The organism is Pseudomonas sp. 15C, assembly GCF_055484735.1.
Genome location: NZ_JBUDGD010000009.1, coordinates 23,397 through 40,107 on the forward strand (window position 1 = coordinate 23,397; position 16,711 = coordinate 40,107).

The window sequence follows — 16,711 nt, forward strand, 5'->3', positions numbered from 1 at the left end:
GCAGAAGCGGCATTAATTCCCAGGGCGTAACTATACAGAGGCTGCAAGCATCAATCTCGTTGTTTTGTGCCCATTTTGCGGGGCTCGCGAAGATTTATGAATGATAAGATCGCGGCTTTGGGATTTTCGAGGAAAGCGTTGTGCGCAAATTGGTCTGGGTAATCGCAGCACTTGTACTGGCGGGCTGTGGAGAGGGCAAGCAAGGTGATCTGCCGACGCCGAAAACGGCTGTCGCAGCGCCGGCAGTCGCGGCTGCTCCGCAGTGGGATCTGGAAGTTCGCGGAGAAACACCACAAGCGGTCAGTGATCTGAGTGGCTGGTTGATCGAGCATGCTTTCGTGCCGACGGTCATCAAGGACAGCAGCGGTAAAACGCGGATTCTGATTGGCCCGTTCAATTCCAAAGCCGAGGCCGAAGCACGGAAGGTGCAGGTGGACGCGGCGCTGGTCAAGGCGAAAAAACAGAACATCGAATCGGTGCTGGTCGAACATCCGATCGCGCCATAAACGATCCGTTCGGCGGAGCTTGCTAAAGGCTGTCAGGCGCGACTCGTTCCTTGTGCAGTCGCTGATGATTTCCAGAAGGAGCTCCCATGGCCTCCGCCAATCCGTACAAGCTGTTTGATACAACCCTGCAACGCAAGACCCGGCTGAGTCCGCACTTGATGCGCATCACATTGGCGGGGCCGTCAGTGGCAGAAATGGCTACCTGGGCTCCGGATCAGCGGGTGAAACTGTTTTTTCCCGCGGCCAATGGTTCGCACGCGAAGCTCGCGCAGGAGGACGGCTGGTACGCTCGGTTTCGCTCGATGCTCGCGGATCGACGCCCGGCGATGCGCACCTACACCATCCGCCACTTGCGCGCCGGGCAAGGCGAAGTCGATATCGATTTTGTCCTGCACGGCGAGACCGGTCCGGCGTCGCGCTGGGCACTGCATTCGCAGCCAGGCGATACCATGCAGATCCTTGCGCCTGACCGGCAGTTCTCGGCGAAGGAGGCGGGCGGTTTCGAGTGGAAGCCACCGCAAACCCTCAAGCAGGTGCTATTGGTTGCCGATGCGACAGCGCTGCCGGCCGCAATGGGCATACTGGATCAGTTGGCGATGTCTTCGGCGCCGCCGCAAGTCCAGGCGTTTTTCGAAGTGGACAGCATGCAGGACATGCTAGCCGTTCCCGATTGGCCCGGGTTGTCGGTGCAGTGGCTGGTTCGCGATCAGGCGAGCGAGTCGGTCGCTGGGACCTTGATGGTGCAAGCCGTGCGGACAGCTGTTTTGCCAGTCCATACGGCCTCGGTCGCCCAATCACCTGAACTGGCTGATGTCGATATCGAAAAAGACATTCTCTGGGAGATCGCCGATACCGCCCCGGATGGATTTTACGGCTGGATTGCCGGAGAGTCTGCAGCGGTGATGAGCTTGCGCAGATACCTGATCAAGGACTGCGGCCTACCGCGCGAATCGCTCAATCTGATGGGTTACTGGCGACACAACAAGGCGGCTAATTAGCCAATAAAAAAGCCTCGAACATCACGTTCGAGGCTTTCTTTTTTGCCTGCCGATTCAGCCGCAGGCTTTCATGTTCACCGGGCCGACGAATTCATTGCCGCGTCCCATCACACACGCCACGCTCTGATTGCGCTGGCGCTCCCAGTCCTGCACCGGGTAGGTCTTGTCCCACGCCTCATACAATTTTCGATCCTGTTTCGACAGGCGCAAGCCGTACTGCTTGCTCATATAGAAGTACGTTCGGGCAATCATGCCGCGAATCGAGGGGCGTGGCATGACCTTTTTTGCCTTGAAATCGACCTGAGTCAAGCACGAGCCATACTGGCCGGATTGGACCGGCAACCAGCCGAAGCTGAAGTTGCTGCGGTCACCATTCACCTCGCCAATGCTCGGCACCAGGTTGTGCAGATCGGCCTCGGCTTTCTGGTAGACCGGGTCGTAGCGAGTGCAGTTCTTGCGTCCACCGGTCTGCCAGCATTGGCGCTGATGGCCGATTTGCCAGGCCGGCACAATGTGCTCCCACTCGATGCGTGAGGCGCGCTTGGCGCTCTTGCGCGGGACGTAGCCGCAGGCTTTCAGATCAACCCGGTTCCCGGTGTATTTGCACCCGCAATAAAACTCGGTGGACTGGGGCGCATAGAGTTTCCAGGCCGCCTTCTTGGCTTCGGAAAAAGTTCGGGGGGCGCCAGCCTGAGCACCCATGGCGATAAACAACAGCAGCAACGCGAAACAACGGACACTCATTGAATCAATCTTCCTTCGGCACAACCCAAAAAATCTGTACGCCACCGTCGTCGCGATAAGCGAGGGTGACATTGTCGTTCTCGTCGATTTCCTCGAGCAGGCGCTCCCAGTCGTCCATCGGCTCGTCTGGCAGACGGAAGATCAGTGCGGCTTTGGCTTTTTGGGCGGTGGGGGAATTGATGATTTTCTGAACGCGCATACCCATGCGTTCATAAGCGTCAGGAGCATCAGGGGAGGTGGCCACGAGGTTATCCTTATTAAGCTGTACGTGCATACAGTATTTAACTGTAAGCGTTTTCGCAACTGCTTAAAATTCAAGAAAATCCTCTGACAGTGGGTTTCCGATTTTGGTGTGGGAGGTATCGAATTTTTTGTAGGAAAAGTGCGCGATGGCGGTAAGCAGCGCATCACCCGCTTTTTAGACGGATGATGCGTGAATTACCCGATCACGAATGGACCGGGCGAAGGTCTATCAGTATTCCCAAAACATCCGCTGCAGCTCTTTGCTGTCGTTGGTCTTGGTCAGCGCGACCATCGCCAGGATGCGGGCTTTCTGCGGGTTCAGGTCGTGAGCAACGACCCAGTCGTACTTGTCGTCAGGTTGCTCGGCGTTGCGCAGAACGAAGCCGCCAGCGTTGACGTGGGACGAGCGAATGATCTGTACGCCATCCTTGCGCAGTGCTTGCAGGGCCGGGACGACACGGGAGGACACCGAGCCGTTGCCGGTGCCGGCGTGAATGATCGCCTTGGCGCCGGACTGCGCGAGCGCCTTGTAGGCGGTATCGCTGACGTTGCCGTAGGAATAGGCGATTTCTACGTCAGGCAGGCTCTTGATGTTTTTGATGTCGAATTCCGAATCCATGGTGTGGCGCTTGGCTGGCAAGCGGAACCAGTAGGACTTGCCTTCAACGACCATGCCCAACGGGCCCCAGGCACTCTTGAACGCTTCGGTCTTGATGTTGATCATTTTGCTGACGTCGCGACCGGACTGGATTTCATCGTTCATCGTCACCAGTACGCCTTTGCCGTGCGCTTCTTTGCTGCTGGCCACGGCCACGGCGTTGTACAGGTTGAGCATGCCATCGGCGGACATGGCGGTACCCGGACGCATCGAGCCGACCACGATGATCGGCTTGTCGGTTTTTTCCACCAGGTTGAGGAAGTAGGCGGTTTCTTCCAGAGTGTCGGTACCGTGAGTGATGACGATGCCGTCGACATCCTTGCTGTCGGCCAGTTCGGCGACGCGGCGGCCCAGTTGCAGCAGATTTTCGTTGGTGATGCTTTCCGAGGCGATCTGCATGACTTGTTCGCCACGCACGTTGGCGAGCTTGCTCAGTTCGGGAATGCCGGCAATCAGTTGCTCGACACCGACCTTCGCGGCCTGATAGGTGGCGCTGTTGGCGGCGCTGGCGCCGGCACCGGCAATCGTGCCGCCGGTGGCGAGTACCACTACATTGGCGAGCTTGGTCTGGGTTTCGGCTTCTTTTGCCTGAAGGGCGGTGGGCAGGAGCAGGAGGAGGGCCAATGCGCCCGGAACCAAAGTGTTGAAAGCAGATTTCATTATTTTTCTCTCTAGTAGTGAGACGGTGCTGATGCAGGTTCATCTAGATGCGCCCCAAGCCGATCTGGAATGCCCGGGGTGCGATGAAGGGAGCAGGATCTGTACCAGCCGTACTGTGCCCCGCCAAAATGCTTAACCTGATGATTTACATCAACATTTCAGGTGTAAGTAAAAATTGGGCGCAAGGGTTTATCCGGTTTCCCGAACAAAGCGCGCTATCGTGTTCGGCTCTCCGAAAGAGACTACGACCGCTGGCGAGCCCGACGGCTGGCCGATTTTCGATTTTCTGCTAAAGAAATTCGGCGAAGGGCCGATGGGTGTTCAAGGAATCTGAAATCTGGGGATACACATGTCACTGACGGTCGGCTTTGCAAATCCGGGTGCTGTCACCATCGGCGGTAAAACCGCAGCAACGATCAACACGTTGAACGACGCGGGCAAGGACGCTTCTGCCGAGGCCCTGGGCGTTGAAAAAGACAAAAGCAATCAGGTCAGGACCGGCGGCGCTGCGCCAGAAGAGAGCAAAACCGAAGGCAGCAGCAATCTCAACACCACCGTGAAAATGCTCCTCAAGCGCATGCAGGAATTGCAAAAACAGCTTCAAGAGCAACAGCAGCAGTTGGCCGCCGCCCAAGCCAAGAGCTACCCGACACCCGAAGCCAAGTCCCAGGCGGTCATGTCCATTCAAGGGCAGATCGCGCAAACCAGCGCCGCAATGACGGAGGTCGCTGCTGCACTGGTCAAGGAAATGTCCCAGGGTTCAACCAGCGGCAATGTGGTGAACACGACGGTATAACGCAGAAGGGGCGCCTCGGGGGATTCGCCCTACAACAAATGACGATTTCTGATTGTTGACAAATGTCGGCGGGATTCGCATAGTTCGCTCTACGCAAACGTTTGCGTCGCTTGCCTGCGGTGCTGTTGCTCCGTTCGCAAGCGATGTAGCTTACGCCAGCGCAAGCGTTGCTCACAATAATCATAAGATCGGAGTGAACCCATGAAGCTGCCATTCGCTGGACGTCTTCTTGCTGTCGCTATGCTGGCTGCCACAGCCGCCGCGCTACCTGTCTCCTCGGCGTTCGCCGAATCCCCTGAAAAACCCAAAGTCGCCCTGGTCATGAAATCTTTGGCCAACGAATTCTTCCTGACGATGGAAGACGGCGCCAAGGCCTACCAGAAAGAACACTCCGCCGATTTCGACCTGATCTCCAACGGCATCAAGGACGAAACCGATACCGCAGGGCAGACGAAAATTGTCGAGCAGATGATCCTCGCCAAGGTCGACGCACTGGTTATCGCACCCTCGGACTCCAAAGCCATGGTGCCGGTGATCAAGAAGGCCGTCGATGCGGGCATCACCGTGATCAACATCGACAATCAGCTTGATCCTGCAATCGTCAAAAGCAAAAACATCAGCGTCCCTTTTGTAGGGCCCGACAACCGTAAGGGTGCGCGCCTGGTCGGCGAGTACCTGGCCAAGCAGCTCAAGGCCGGTGACGAAGTCGGCATCATTGAAGGTGTGTCCACGACCACCAATGCCCAGCAACGTACTGCTGGCTTCAAGGATGCGATGGAGGCTGCACAGATCAAGATTGTTTCCCTGCAATCCGGTGATTGGGAAATCGACAAGGGCAACAAGGTCGCCGCTTCGATTCTCAGTGAATACCCGGACGTCAAAGCGTTGCTGACCGGCAACGACAGCATGGCAGTCGGCGCCGTTTCCGCCGTCCGTGCTGCCGGCAAGGCGGGTCAGGTGAAGGTCGTCGGTTACGACAACATCAATGCGATCAAGCCGATGCTCAAGGACGGTCGCGTGCTGGCCACGGCTGACCAGTTCGCCGCCAAACAGGCGGTGTTCGGCATCGAGACTGCGCTGAAAATCATCAAGGGCGAGAAAGTCGATAGCGGTGCCAACGGCGTGATCGAAACACCGGTCGAGCTGGTCACTCAGTAAGCTTCTGGCGACACAATGGCGCTCGTCCGTCCGGGCGAGCGCACGGAGAGTTTTCTATGTCAGTTTCCGCCCCGAACGCTGTCCTCTCGGTCAGCGGTATCGGTAAGACCTATGCGCAACCGGTGCTTACCGGCATCGATCTGACGCTGATGCGCGGTGAAGTGCTGGCGCTGACCGGTGAGAATGGCGCCGGCAAAAGCACGCTGTCGAAGATCATCGGCGGCCTCGTTACACCGACCACCGGCCAGATGCAATTCCACGGCAAGGACTATCGCCCGGGCAGTCGCACCCAGGCCGAAGAGCTCGGTGTGCGCATGGTCATGCAAGAGCTCAATCTGTTGCCGACCCTGTCGGTGGCAGAAAACCTGTTTCTCGACAATTTGCCGAGCAACGGCGGCTGGATCAGTCGCAAGCAACTGCGCAAAGCGGCTATTGAGGCCATGGCGCAGGTCGGTCTTGATGCGATCGATCCGGACACGCTGGTCGGCGAGCTGGGTATCGGCCATCAGCAAATGGTCGAAATTGCCCGCAACCTGATAGGCGATTGCCATGTGCTGATTCTCGACGAGCCGACCGCGATGCTCACGGCCCGTGAAGTCGAAATGCTCTTTGAGCAGATCACCCGATTGCAGGCGCGCGGCGTCTCGATCATCTACATTTCCCACCGTCTCGAAGAACTCGCCCGCGTCGCGCAGCGGATTGCCGTGTTGCGTGACGGCAATCTGGTCTGCGTCGAGCCGATGGCCAATTACAACAGCGAGCAACTGGTCACGCTCATGGTAGGTCGCGAACTGGGCGAACACATCGACATGGGCCCGCGCAAGATCGGCGCCCCGGCCCTGACGATCAAGGGCCTGACCCGCGCCGACAAAGTCCGCGATGTCTCGTTCGAAGTGCGTGCCGGGGAAATCTTCGGGATTTCCGGATTGATCGGGGCAGGGCGTACAGAACTGCTGCGACTGATCTTTGGTGCGGACGCGGCCGACAGCGGCAGCATCGCCCTCGGCTCGCCAGCGAAAGCAGTCAGTGTGCGTTCGCCGGTCGATGCCGTGCGTCATGGCATTGCGTTGATTACCGAGGACCGTAAAGGCGAGGGTCTGCTGCTCAGTCAATCGATCAGCGCCAATATCGCGCTGGGCAACATGCCGGAAATTTCCAGTGGCGGTTTCGTCAACAATGGCGATGAAATCTCCCTCGCACAGCGTCAGATCGACGCCATGCGCATCCGCAGTTCGAGCCCGACGCAATTGGTGTCCGAGTTGTCCGGGGGCAATCAGCAAAAGGTTGTCATCGGTCGCTGGCTGGAGCGTGACTGTTCGGTGCTGCTGTTCGACGAGCCGACCCGTGGCATCGATGTCGGCGCCAAGTTCGACATTTATGCCTTGCTCGGCGAGCTGACGCGGCAGGGCAAAGCGCTGGTGGTGGTGTCCAGTGATCTGCGCGAACTGATGCTGATCTGCGACCGCATCGGCGTGTTGTCGGCGGGGCGTCTGATCGATACGTTCGAGCGCGACAGCTGGACCCAGGATGACTTGCTTGCCGCCGCATTTGCCGGCTACCAAAAACGTGATGCGTTGCTCAATGAAGCGGCGCCTAGGGATCTCCCATGAAAACTGCATCTCCTGCCGGCAAACGTAGTGGCAACTTCTATGGTCTGGGCACCTATCTGGGCCTGGCCGGTGCCTTGCTGGCGATGATTGCGCTGTTCTCGGTCTTGAGCAGCCACTTTCTGTCCTATAACACCTTCAGCACGCTGGCCAACCAGATCCCGGATCTGATGGTGCTGGCGGTCGGCATGACGTTCGTATTGATCATCGGCGGCATCGACCTCTCGGTCGGTTCGGTGCTGGCACTGGCGGCTTCGACCGTCAGCGTGGCGATTCTCGGCTGGGGCTGGGGCGTGTTGCCGTCTGCGTTGCTTGGGATGGCGGTAGCGGCACTCGCCGGCACCGTCACCGGTTCCATCACGGTAGCCTGGCGGATTCCTTCTTTTATCGTGTCGCTCGGTGTACTGGAAATGGCCCGTGGTCTGGCGTATCAGATGACCGGCTCGCGTACTGCCTACATCGGTGATTCGTTTGCCTGGCTGTCGAACCCGATCGCGTTCGGTATTTCGCCGTCGTTCATCATTGCCTTGCTGGTGATTTTCGTCGCGCAGGCCGTACTGACGCGCACCGTATTCGGTCGCTACCTGATCGGCATCGGTACCAACGAAGAGGCGGTACGGCTTGCGGGGATCAATCCGAAGCCCTACAAGATTCTGGTATTCAGTCTGATGGGCCTGCTGGCCGGCATCGCAGCGCTGTTTCAGATTTCCCGTCTGGAAGCCGCTGATCCAAATGCCGGCTCCGGTCTGGAACTGCAGGTGATCGCTGCGGTGGTGATCGGCGGCACCAGCCTGATGGGCGGGCGCGGTTCGGTGATCAGTACGTTCTTCGGCGTGTTGATTATTTCGGTACTGGCGGCGGGGCTGGCGCAGATCGGCGCGACCGAGCCGACCAAACGCATCATCACCGGCGCCGTCATCGTGATCGCGGTGGTGCTCGACACTTACCGCAGTCAGCGCGCCAGTCGGCGGGGCTAATATATGGCAACGATCAAGGATGTGGCAGCGCTGGCAGGCATTTCCTACACGACCGTGTCGCATGTGGTGAACAACACTCGGCCGGTCAGCAAGGAAGTGCGCTTGAAAGTCGAAGCGGCAATCAAGAGCCTCGACTATGTGCCGAGCGCGGTGGCGCGTTCGCTGAAAGCCAAGACCACGGCCACCATTGGCCTGCTGGTACCGAACAGTCTCAACCCGTACTTCGCCGAGCTGGCGCGTGGAATCGAGGATTACTGCGAGCGTAACGGCTACTGCGTGATCCTTTGCAACTCCGACGACAATCCCGACAAGCAACGCAGCTATTTGCGTGTATTGCTGGAAAAACGCATCGACGGTCTGATCTTCGCGTCTGCCGGCGGTGACAGCGCCCTGGCGCAGGGGCTGGCCGGGGTGAAAACGCCCATGGTCATCGTCGACCGCGGTCTTGAAGGCGTCGACGCCGATCTGGTGCGTATCGACCATGAATACGGCGCGTACCTCGCAACCCGTCATCTGCTGGAATTGGGGCATCGCGACATCGCTACCATCGGTGGTCCGGCGAGCACCAGTGTTGCGCAGATGCGTCAGGCCGGATATTGCCGCGCGTTGGCAGAGGCGGGTATCGCGGTACGGCAGGAGCGCATGCTGGAAAGTGACTTCACCAGTACGGGCGGTTACGACGCCGCAGCGAAGCTGTTGGAAAACAATCCGCCGAGCGCGATTTTTGCCGGTAACGACATGATCGGCATCGGTGTGTTGCGCGCGGCAGCAGAACGCAACGTGCGGGTGCCTGGCGAGCTGTCGGTCATCGGCTTCGATGACATTCAGATGAGCCGTTACGTGTATCCGGCGCTGACCACGGTGGGGCAGTCGATCCTGCAACTCGGTGAGATGGCCGCCGAGGTGCTGCTGCGCAGGATCGCCACACCGAATCTGGGTACCGACCAACGCATCGTTACCCCGAGTATCGTCTTGCGCGAATCCACCGCACCGCTGTCCGGCGTGTTCACCGAATATCGCTGAAACCGAATTGATGAGTAATGATGTATGCCCGCAAATGTAGTGGTAATAGGCAGCCTGAACATGGACCTGGTGACCCGCGCGCCTCGGCTGCCGGTCGGCGGTGAAACCCTGATCGGCCATTCGTTTGCCACGGTATCCGGTGGCAAGGGCGCCAATCAGGCGGTGGCTGCTGCACGGCTCGGCGCGCAGGTGGCGATGGTCGGCTGTGTCGGCAACGACGATTACGGTGTGCAGTTGCGCGATGCGCTGCTGGCCGAGCAGATCGACTGCCAGGCCGTGAGTAGCGTTGAGGGTTCCAGTGGCGTGGCGCTGATTGTGGTCGATGACAACAGCCAGAACGCCATTGTCATCGTCGCCGGTGCCAACGGTGCAATGACGCCAACCGTTATCGACCGATTCGACGCGGTGCTGCAAGCGGCAGACGTGATTATCTGCCAACTGGAAATTCCTGACGCCACCGTAGGGCATGCGCTCAAGCGCGCGCGCGCCCTCGGCAAGGTTGTCATCCTCAATCCGGCCCCGGCCAGTCGCCCGCTGCCGGCGGACTGGTTTGCAGCAATCGATTACCTGATTCCGAATGAAAGCGAGGCGGCCGCCTTGAGCGGCATGCCAGTGGATTCGCTGAAGACCGCAGAAAGCGCGGCCACTCGGTTGATCGCCATGGGGGCCGGCAAAGTCATTGTCACTCTGGGGGCGCAAGGTTCGCTGTTTGCCAATGGGCACGGGTTTGAGCATTTCCCTGCGCCGAAAGTGCAGGCTGTTGATACCACGGCAGCAGGGGACACATTTGTCGGCGGTTTCGCCGCGGCCCTGGCGAATGGCCAATCCGAAGCTTCAGCCATTCGCTACGGACAGATCGCCGCCGCGCTGTCAGTCACCCGCGCGGGCGCGCAGCCGTCCATTCCCACTATGTCCGACGTACAGGCTTTTGAACCGGTATGAAAAAAACTCCTTTGCTCAACATCGCGTTGTCGCGATTGATCGCATCGCTGGGCCATGGCGACATGGTAGTGATTGGCGATGCCGGGCTGCCCGTGCCGCCGGGTGTCGAGCTGATCGACCTGGCACTGACTCACGGCGTCCCGGATTTCATCAGCACCCTCAACGTGGTGCTCAGCGAGATGCAGGTGGAGAGCCACGCAATCGCCAAGGAAATCTTCGATAAACAACCGAGCGCCTTGAGTGCGCTCGAAGCGTTGAACGGGGAGGGGGCTCTGGGCCGTCGCGATCTGCTCGGTCACGAGCAATTCAAGGTACTCAGCCGACAAGCGCGGGCGATTGTTCGTACGGGCGAATGCCAGCCGTACTGCAACATCGTGCTGGTCGCGGGAGTTACGTTCTGATTTTTCGATTTCATCTGCACAAGGAATGCGCCATGCAACGCTATGCTCAGAAACTGCACCAATTGCTCCGGAGTCTGCTGCTTTTGTCCGTCATCACTGCCACCGGCGCCCAGGCGGCGGAGAAAATCGACCTGATCATCGACACCGATCCCGGCGCTGACGACGTGGTCGCCTTGCTGTTCGCGCTGGCCTCGCCGGACGAGCTGAATATTCGCGCGCTGACCACCGTGGCCGGCAACGTGCGTCTGGACAAAACCTCGCGTAACGCCCGACTGGCTCGCGAATGGGCAGGGCGTGAAGATGTACCGGTGTACGCCGGTGCGCCGAAGCCGCTGATGCGCACGCCGATCTATGCCGAAAACATCCATGGCAAGGAAGGGCTCTCGGGTGTCACTGTGCACGAGCCGAAAAAGGGTCTGGCTGAAGGCAATGCGGTCAATTATCTGATCGACACCCTGAAAAAGGCCAAGCCGCACAGCATCACCATCGCCATGCTCGGACCGCAGACCAACCTGGCGCTGGCGCTGATCCAGGAGCCGGAGATCGTACAGGGTATCAAGGAAGTGGTAATCATGGGCGGCGCGCATTTCAACGGCGGCAACATTACGCCAGTGGCCGAATTCAACCTGTTCGCCGACCCGCAAGCGGCGGAAGTGGTGCTGAAAAGCGGGGTGAAGCTGACGTATCTGCCGCTGGACGTGACCCACAAGATCCTCACCAGTGATGCCCGCCTGAAGCAGATTGCCGCGCTCGATAACAATGCGAGCAAGATTGTCGGCAACATCCTCAACGAATACATCAAAGGCGATATGGAACACTACGGCATTCCGGGTGGCCCTGTGCATGACGCCACCGTCGTCGCGTATCTGCTCAAGCCTGCGCTGTTCACCGGCCGTGCGGTCAACGTCGTGGTCGACAGTCGTGAAGGTCCGACGTTTGGTCAGACCATTGTTGACTGGTACGACGGCCTGAAGGCGCCGAAAAATGCATTCTGGGTCGAGAATGGCGATGCCCAGGGTTTCTTTGATCTGCTGACCGAGCGTCTCAAGCGCTTGAAGTAAACGCCCAGCCCGCAGGTGCCAGCCTGCGGGTTTTTTTATCCCTTCTCAGTCACTTCCTGCGCGGTGACCTCGACAGGGTAGCGCTCAAAAATCTGCTTGATGAATTGCTGGGCCGGTTCGGTGCCCAGAGCCTTGACCAACAGATCGATGCCAATCAACGCAAGCTCCTCGGCGGTGCCCGGGCTGTAAGAGCTGTGTCCATCTGCCCATTTGGCTTTTATGTCGGCGTCGATGCTGATGTTGATGGTGTTCATTGGGCGCTCGAAGATATGAAAGTCCGAACGTCGAGTTAACCATTTTGTCGTGCGCTTGGCACTGCGACTTAGGCATGAGCGGGGTGCTATGCGACACTTGGTCTTTTCCAGCGACCCAGAGGCTGTGCTGTGCAAATCGATTTGAACACTCCCGACGGCCTGACGGTAGAGGCTGTGCGCCAGTTATTGGCCTCGGCCAGCGACGACGTGCACACCCAATTGCGCGTGACCAAGGGCGGCATCGCCTATTTGTCGACGGTCACCGGTGGTCAGGACATCGACGATCTGCTGTTTCGCCTCGAGACGTGGGCCAAGGGATCGGGATATGTAGGCAATGTGGCGGCCAGTGATGAGGTGTGGGTCATGCAGATCTACAACGCGCTCAAGGACAACTGGCCGAATCCGCCTTTCGATTACATCGACGTCTACTGAGCGCCGTTAATATTCAGTCACGATTGCGGGCTGAGAACGTTGGTGCGCTCAGGCACACTCGGCGTTTTTCCGATTGTGCGGCCGGGTGACGGCTTTGCTCGCGAAACCAAACGCCGGATTGGCGGTCGCACGGTCTCAGCTTAACCATTTTGAAATCAAGGAGGCTTCATGCCTTTGAAGTTCGCGACACTGGGTGCACTTATGGCTGCTGCGCTGTTGGCCGGTTGCAGCACGAGCTCCAGCGAGTCGGCAAAGGAAAGCGTGGCGACCGACGCTGGTCACAGTCGCTGTGAGGCAACGGCGGCGCAGTTCACCGTCGGCAAGAAGGCTTCGCCGGAACTCCTGGAGCAGGCGCGCGTCAAGGCCGGTGCGCAAAATGCGCGATTCCTCAAGCCGACCGACATGATCACTCTGGAATACCGATCCGATCGCCTGAACCTGAACACTGACAACAATCTGGTGGTTACCCGCGTCAACTGCGGCTGATCGCCCACGACTTTTGTTGCAGGCACAAAAAACCCCGTCACATGGACGGGGTTTTTTTTAGTGCGCCAGGAAATTACTCTGGGCGAACCTGTGCAGCTTGCATACCCTTTTGGCCTTTCTCAGCCACGAAAGAGACGGTCTGGCCTTCTTTCAGGCTTTTGAAACCGTCGGATTCGATAGCTTTGAAGTGTACGAACAGGTCGTCACCGCCACCTTGAGGAGTGATGAAGCCGAAGCCTTTTTCATCGTTGAACCATTTAACGGTGCCGGTTTGGCGATTAGACATGGTGTATCTCCAAGAAACATATATTTTCAGTAGTACTGTGCTGCTCAGGCCAACTGGGCACACCCGGGTATCATAGTCGAAATGTTCGCTTTGGGAGCCCCCCGGGCGTGCTGTTTGTCAATCAGTCGTGTTTTCTTTACCACCTGTTTCTGCTGAAAGCCCCGGTTTCAAAGGCTTGCAGCGAAACGTAAAGACGATAAAAAAACCTGTAAAACCTGCATAAATCGTCTGAAAAGCTTCATTTCCAGCACTTTTTTCCAGCTTTCAGTCGATCAAAAAGCGCGGTGTTCTCATTTTTTCGCTGGGGGATTCGCCTTGCATTTGGCGATCTGACCGAGGGCTTTCTGTTGCAGTTCAGGGGTCGCCTTGTTGTCCATCAATGCCTGAATATCACTGGCCGGATAGGACTTGATGGCGTCGGCGCCACAAGCGCAATGGGATTTGGCTGCGGCGGCGCCAATTTGCTGCGTGGCTGCCTGGGTGCACTGCGCCATGTATTTTTCACGCTCGCCCTTCGGCCAGTCGGCATGAGCGCTCAGCGGCAGCAGCAGAGCAAGAGGGGCGACGACGGCGAATAAGGTGTTCAGACGCATGCGAGAATGCTCCTTGTGGGTCAATGTCTTGTTATCTGAGGGCTGAAGAGCCGATCTAGTTCAGCACTCTGGCATAAAAACGGACGGTTTGCCTTCTGCCAAATCAGCACGTAAGCGACCGCTCATCTGTGCTAGGATGCCGGTCTCATGCGTTTTCAAGCGCCGGATGACCTTCAGTCCCGGCCGCGGTCAGCGTGCGAATATCCTGATTTGAATCCCAGTCACTCTGGTTCGGTTTTCCGGTTGGCCGCAAGGCTCCTGCCGCTGTAAGGCAGGCGTTCGTCATTGAATGGCCTGGACTGGATCTTGTACTGGCTCATCCCAACCCACGTGACCTTTGGTAGGGGTCACCACTAGGAGAGGAGGCGCCATGCCAACTATTACTCTTCCCGACGGCAGTCAACGTTCATTCGATCACCCGGTTTCCGTAGCCGAGGTCGCCGCATCCATTGGTGCCGGTCTGGCCAAGGCCACCCTGGCCGGCAAGGTCAATGGGCAACTGGTCGACGCCAGCGACATCATCAGCAGCGACGCGACCCTGCAAATCATCACGCCAAAGGATGAAGAGGGGCTGGAGATCATTCGCCACTCCTGCGCGCACCTGGTTGGCCATGCGGTCAAGCAGCTGTACCCGACTGCAAAAATGGTCATCGGGCCGGTCATCGACGAAGGCTTCTATTACGACATCGCCTTCGAGCGTCCTTTTACTCCGGACGACATGGCCGCCATCGAACAGCGCATGCAGCAGCTGATCGAGAAAGATTACGACGTAATCAAGAAAGTCACTCCACGCGCCGAAGTGATCGAAGTGTTCAAGGCCCGCGGCGAAGACTACAAGCTGCGCCTGGTCGAGGACATGCCGAACGAGCAGGCCATGGGCCTGTACTATCACGAAGAATACGTCGACATGTGCCGTGGTCCGCACGTGCCGAACACGCGTTTCCTCAAATCCTTCAAGCTGACCAAGCTGTCCGGCGCCTACTGGCGCGGCGACGCCAAGAACGAGCAATTGCAGCGCGTTTACGGCACAGCCTGGGCCGACAAGAAACAACTGGCGGCCTACATTCAGCGCATCGAAGAAGCTGAAAAGCGCGATCACCGCAAGATCGGCAAGCGTTTGGGTCTTTTTCACACCCAGGAAGAAGCGCCGGGCATGGTCTTCTGGCACCCGAACGGCTGGACCTTGTATCAGGTGCTCGAGCAGTACATGCGCAAGGTGCAGCGCGACAACGGCTACCTCGAGATCAAAACGCCGCAAGTCGTTGACCGCAGCCTGTGGGAGAAATCCGGGCACTGGGCCAACTATGCCGACAACATGTTCACCACCGAGTCGGAAAGCCGCGACTACGCGATCAAGCCGATGAACTGCCCGTGCCATGTGCAGGTGTTCAATCAGGGCCTGAAAAGCTACCGCGAGCTGCCGATGCGCCTGGCCGAGTTCGGTGCCTGCCACCGCAACGAGCCATCGGGTGCGCTGCATGGCATCATGCGTGTGCGTGCGTTTACTCAGGATGACGCCCACATTTTCTGCACAGAAGAGCAGATGCAGGCTGAGTCCGCTGCGTTCATCAAGCTGACCATGGACGTTTATCGCGACTTCGGCTTCACCGATGTTGAGATGAAACTGTCCACTCGTCCGGAAAAACGCGTCGGTTCCGACGAGCTGTGGGATCGCGCGGAAGCCGCACTGGCTGCAGCCCTCGATTCTGCGGGCCTGCCGTACGATCTGCAGCCGGGTGAGGGGGCGTTTTATGGTCCGAAGATCGAGTTCTCGTTAAAAGATTGCCTCGGTCGCGTCTGGCAATGTGGTACCTTGCAGCTCGATTTTAACCTGCCTGTCCGTTTGGGCGCTGAATACGTCTCCGAAGACAACAGCCGCAAACACCCGGTGATGCTGCACCGCGCGATCCTCGGTTCGTTCGAGCGTTTCGTCGGGATTCTGATCGAGCACTACGAAGGTGCATTCCCTGCCTGGCTGGCGCCAACGCAGGCGGTGATCATGAATATCACTGATAAACAGGCAGATTTTGTTGCAGAGGTTGAAAAAACTCTCAACGAAAGCGGATTTCGTGCCAAGTCCGACTTGAGAAATGAAAAGATCGGCTTTAAAATCCGCGAGCATACTTTGCTCAAGGTTCCCTATCTTTTGGTTATCGGAGATAAGGAAGTCGAGATGCAGACTGTCGCTGTGCGTACTCGTGAAGGTGCTGACCTGGGCTCGATGCCCGTCGCCCGGTTCGCTGAGTTTCTCGCGCAAGCGGTTTCCCGGCGTGGTCGCCCAGATTCGGAGTAATTATTATTAAGCGTGAAATGAGACAAGATAAACGAGCTGCACCGAAAGCCCCGATCAACGAGAATATCTCGGCACGCGAGGTTCGGTTAATTGGCGCTGATGGCGAGCAGATTGGCATCGTCTCGATTGATGAAGCGCTTCGTATCGCTGAAGAAGCAAAGCTTGATCTGGTGGAAATCTCCGCAGACGCAGTCCCGCCGGTTTGCCGTGTGATGGACTACGGCAAGTCGATCTTCGAAAAGAAGAAGCAGATTGCCGCGGCGAAGAAGAACCAGAAGCAGATTCAGGTTAAAGAAATCAAGTTTCGTCCAGGGACGGAGGAAGGGGATTACCAGGTAAAACTGCGCAACCTGGTACGTTTCCTGAGTGACGGGGACAGGGCCAAGGTATCCTTGCGATTCCGCGGCCGTGAGATGGCCCACCAGGAGCTGGGGATGGAACTCCTCAAGCGGGTTGAACAAGACCTGCTCGAGTACGGTTCGGTCGAACAGCATCCTAAGATGGAAGGACGCCAGCTGATCATGGTCATCGCCCCGAAAAAGAAGAAGTAATCAACAGGGCACGGCAGGCCTTCTGATTATGTTTATCAACTG

General features: G+C 58.1%; 20 protein-coding genes. 14 read left to right on the plus strand and 6 right to left on the minus strand.

Features of this window, described 5'->3' with window-relative positions; genetic code table 11:
- Positions 1 to 140: 140 nt before the first annotated feature.
- Together ACYYKW_RS07245 and ACYYKW_RS07250 are read left to right on the plus strand one after the other, a co-directional pair.
- Positions 141 to 506: an SPOR domain-containing protein gene (locus ACYYKW_RS07245; protein ID WP_090282664.1), complete on the plus strand. Its 366-nt coding sequence runs from the start codon at positions 141 to 143 to the stop codon at positions 504 to 506.
- A gap of 86 nt (positions 507 to 592) precedes the next feature.
- A complete protein-coding gene (locus ACYYKW_RS07250) occupies positions 593 to 1,504 on the plus strand; it encodes a siderophore-interacting protein (protein WP_464989747.1) in 912 nt (303 codons plus the stop codon).
- 54 nt (positions 1,505 to 1,558) lie between these two features.
- On the opposite strand, the gene ACYYKW_RS07255 is transcribed toward ACYYKW_RS07250, so the two are convergent.
- The 3 genes from ACYYKW_RS07255 to ACYYKW_RS07265 form a co-directional block, all read right to left on the minus strand.
- Positions 1,559 to 2,248: an endonuclease gene (locus tag ACYYKW_RS07255; RefSeq protein WP_093102802.1), complete on the minus strand. Its 690-nt coding sequence runs from the start codon at positions 2,246 to 2,248 to the stop codon at positions 1,559 to 1,561.
- Positions 2,249 to 2,252: 4 nt separating this feature from the next.
- Positions 2,253 to 2,522, minus strand: coding sequence for a DUF1654 domain-containing protein (locus ACYYKW_RS07260; protein WP_090282667.1), 270 nt, complete (start codon positions 2,520 to 2,522; stop codon positions 2,253 to 2,255).
- 198 nt (positions 2,523 to 2,720) lie between these two features.
- Positions 2,721 to 3,809, minus strand: a complete 1,089-nt coding sequence (locus tag ACYYKW_RS07265) for an asparaginase (protein WP_093102799.1) — start codon at positions 3,807 to 3,809, stop codon at positions 2,721 to 2,723.
- A 349-nt stretch (positions 3,810 to 4,158) separates the two neighbouring features.
- Between ACYYKW_RS07265 and ACYYKW_RS07270 the strand changes: the two genes are divergently transcribed.
- The 8 genes from ACYYKW_RS07270 (at position 4,159) to ACYYKW_RS07305 (ending at position 11,774) form a co-directional block, all read left to right on the plus strand.
- Entirely contained in the window at positions 4,159 to 4,605 is a 447-nt protein-coding gene (locus ACYYKW_RS07270; protein WP_090282669.1) for a hypothetical protein, read from the plus strand.
- Positions 4,606 to 4,806: 201 nt separating this feature from the next.
- Positions 4,807 to 5,763: a sugar ABC transporter substrate-binding protein gene (locus ACYYKW_RS07275; RefSeq protein ID WP_093102793.1), complete on the plus strand. Its 957-nt coding sequence runs from the start codon at positions 4,807 to 4,809 to the stop codon at positions 5,761 to 5,763.
- A 56-nt stretch (positions 5,764 to 5,819) separates the two neighbouring features.
- Positions 5,820 to 7,373 carry a sugar ABC transporter ATP-binding protein gene (locus ACYYKW_RS07280; RefSeq protein ID WP_464989748.1) on the plus strand — a complete coding sequence of 518 codons (1,554 nt, stop codon included), beginning with the start codon at positions 5,820 to 5,822 and terminating at the stop codon, positions 7,371 to 7,373.
- Complete coding sequence (locus ACYYKW_RS07285; RefSeq protein ID WP_090282672.1) at positions 7,370 to 8,347, plus strand: ABC transporter permease; 978 nt, start codon at positions 7,370 to 7,372, stop codon at positions 8,345 to 8,347. Before ACYYKW_RS07280 ends, ACYYKW_RS07285 begins: the two co-directional genes overlap by 4 nt.
- A gap of 3 nt (positions 8,348 to 8,350) precedes the next feature.
- Positions 8,351 to 9,370, plus strand: a complete 1,020-nt coding sequence (locus ACYYKW_RS07290) for a LacI family DNA-binding transcriptional regulator (protein WP_464989749.1) — start codon at positions 8,351 to 8,353, stop codon at positions 9,368 to 9,370.
- A 24-nt stretch (positions 9,371 to 9,394) separates the two neighbouring features.
- Positions 9,395 to 10,312 (plus strand): ribokinase, encoded by a 918-nt coding sequence (rbsK, locus tag ACYYKW_RS07295; protein ID WP_464989750.1) that lies wholly within the window; start codon positions 9,395 to 9,397, stop codon positions 10,310 to 10,312.
- A complete protein-coding gene (gene rbsD, locus ACYYKW_RS07300; RefSeq protein WP_090282675.1) occupies positions 10,309 to 10,713 on the plus strand; it encodes a D-ribose pyranase in 405 nt (134 codons plus the stop codon). The genes rbsK and rbsD overlap by 4 nt, the downstream gene beginning before the upstream one ends.
- A 32-nt stretch (positions 10,714 to 10,745) precedes the next feature.
- Positions 10,746 to 11,774, plus strand: a complete 1,029-nt coding sequence (locus ACYYKW_RS07305; RefSeq protein ID WP_464989751.1) for a nucleoside hydrolase — start codon at positions 10,746 to 10,748, stop codon at positions 11,772 to 11,774.
- 35 nt (positions 11,775 to 11,809) lie between these two features.
- Here the strand turns inward: ACYYKW_RS07305 and ACYYKW_RS07310 are convergent, their stop codons facing one another.
- Positions 11,810 to 12,028 (minus strand): hypothetical protein, encoded by a 219-nt coding sequence (locus ACYYKW_RS07310; RefSeq protein ID WP_093102778.1) that lies wholly within the window; start codon positions 12,026 to 12,028, stop codon positions 11,810 to 11,812.
- A gap of 129 nt (positions 12,029 to 12,157) precedes the next feature.
- Between ACYYKW_RS07310 and ACYYKW_RS07315 the strand changes: the two genes are divergently transcribed.
- On the plus strand, positions 12,158 to 12,460 hold the full coding sequence (locus ACYYKW_RS07315) for a hypothetical protein (RefSeq protein WP_090282678.1): 303 nt from the start codon (positions 12,158 to 12,160) through the stop codon (positions 12,458 to 12,460).
- Between the two features lie 168 nt (positions 12,461 to 12,628).
- Complete coding sequence (locus ACYYKW_RS07320) at positions 12,629 to 12,946, plus strand: I78 family peptidase inhibitor (RefSeq protein WP_090282679.1); 318 nt, start codon at positions 12,629 to 12,631, stop codon at positions 12,944 to 12,946.
- A gap of 73 nt (positions 12,947 to 13,019) precedes the next feature.
- Here ACYYKW_RS07320 and ACYYKW_RS07325 read toward each other — a convergent pair whose 3' ends face one another.
- Both ACYYKW_RS07325 and ACYYKW_RS07330 read right to left on the minus strand, forming a co-directional pair.
- The gene (locus ACYYKW_RS07325) at positions 13,020 to 13,232 is read right to left on the minus strand and encodes a cold-shock protein (RefSeq protein WP_003179963.1); all 213 of its coding nucleotides are present in this window, start codon (positions 13,230 to 13,232) and stop codon (positions 13,020 to 13,022) included.
- A gap of 290 nt (positions 13,233 to 13,522) precedes the next feature.
- Complete coding sequence (locus ACYYKW_RS07330; RefSeq protein ID WP_090282680.1) at positions 13,523 to 13,825, minus strand: hypothetical protein; 303 nt, start codon at positions 13,823 to 13,825, stop codon at positions 13,523 to 13,525.
- A 370-nt stretch (positions 13,826 to 14,195) separates the two neighbouring features.
- On the opposite strand from ACYYKW_RS07330, the gene thrS reads away from it, so the two are divergent.
- Together thrS and infC are read left to right on the plus strand one after the other, a co-directional pair.
- Positions 14,196 to 16,118, plus strand: a complete 1,923-nt coding sequence (thrS, locus tag ACYYKW_RS07335; RefSeq protein ID WP_090282681.1) for a threonine--tRNA ligase — start codon at positions 14,196 to 14,198, stop codon at positions 16,116 to 16,118.
- Positions 16,118 to 16,669 carry a translation initiation factor IF-3 gene (gene infC, locus ACYYKW_RS07340; RefSeq protein ID WP_169432615.1) on the plus strand — a complete coding sequence of 184 codons (552 nt, stop codon included), beginning with the start codon at positions 16,118 to 16,120 and terminating at the stop codon, positions 16,667 to 16,669. The genes thrS and infC overlap by 1 nt, the downstream gene beginning before the upstream one ends.
- Positions 16,670 to 16,711: the final 42 nt, after the last annotated feature.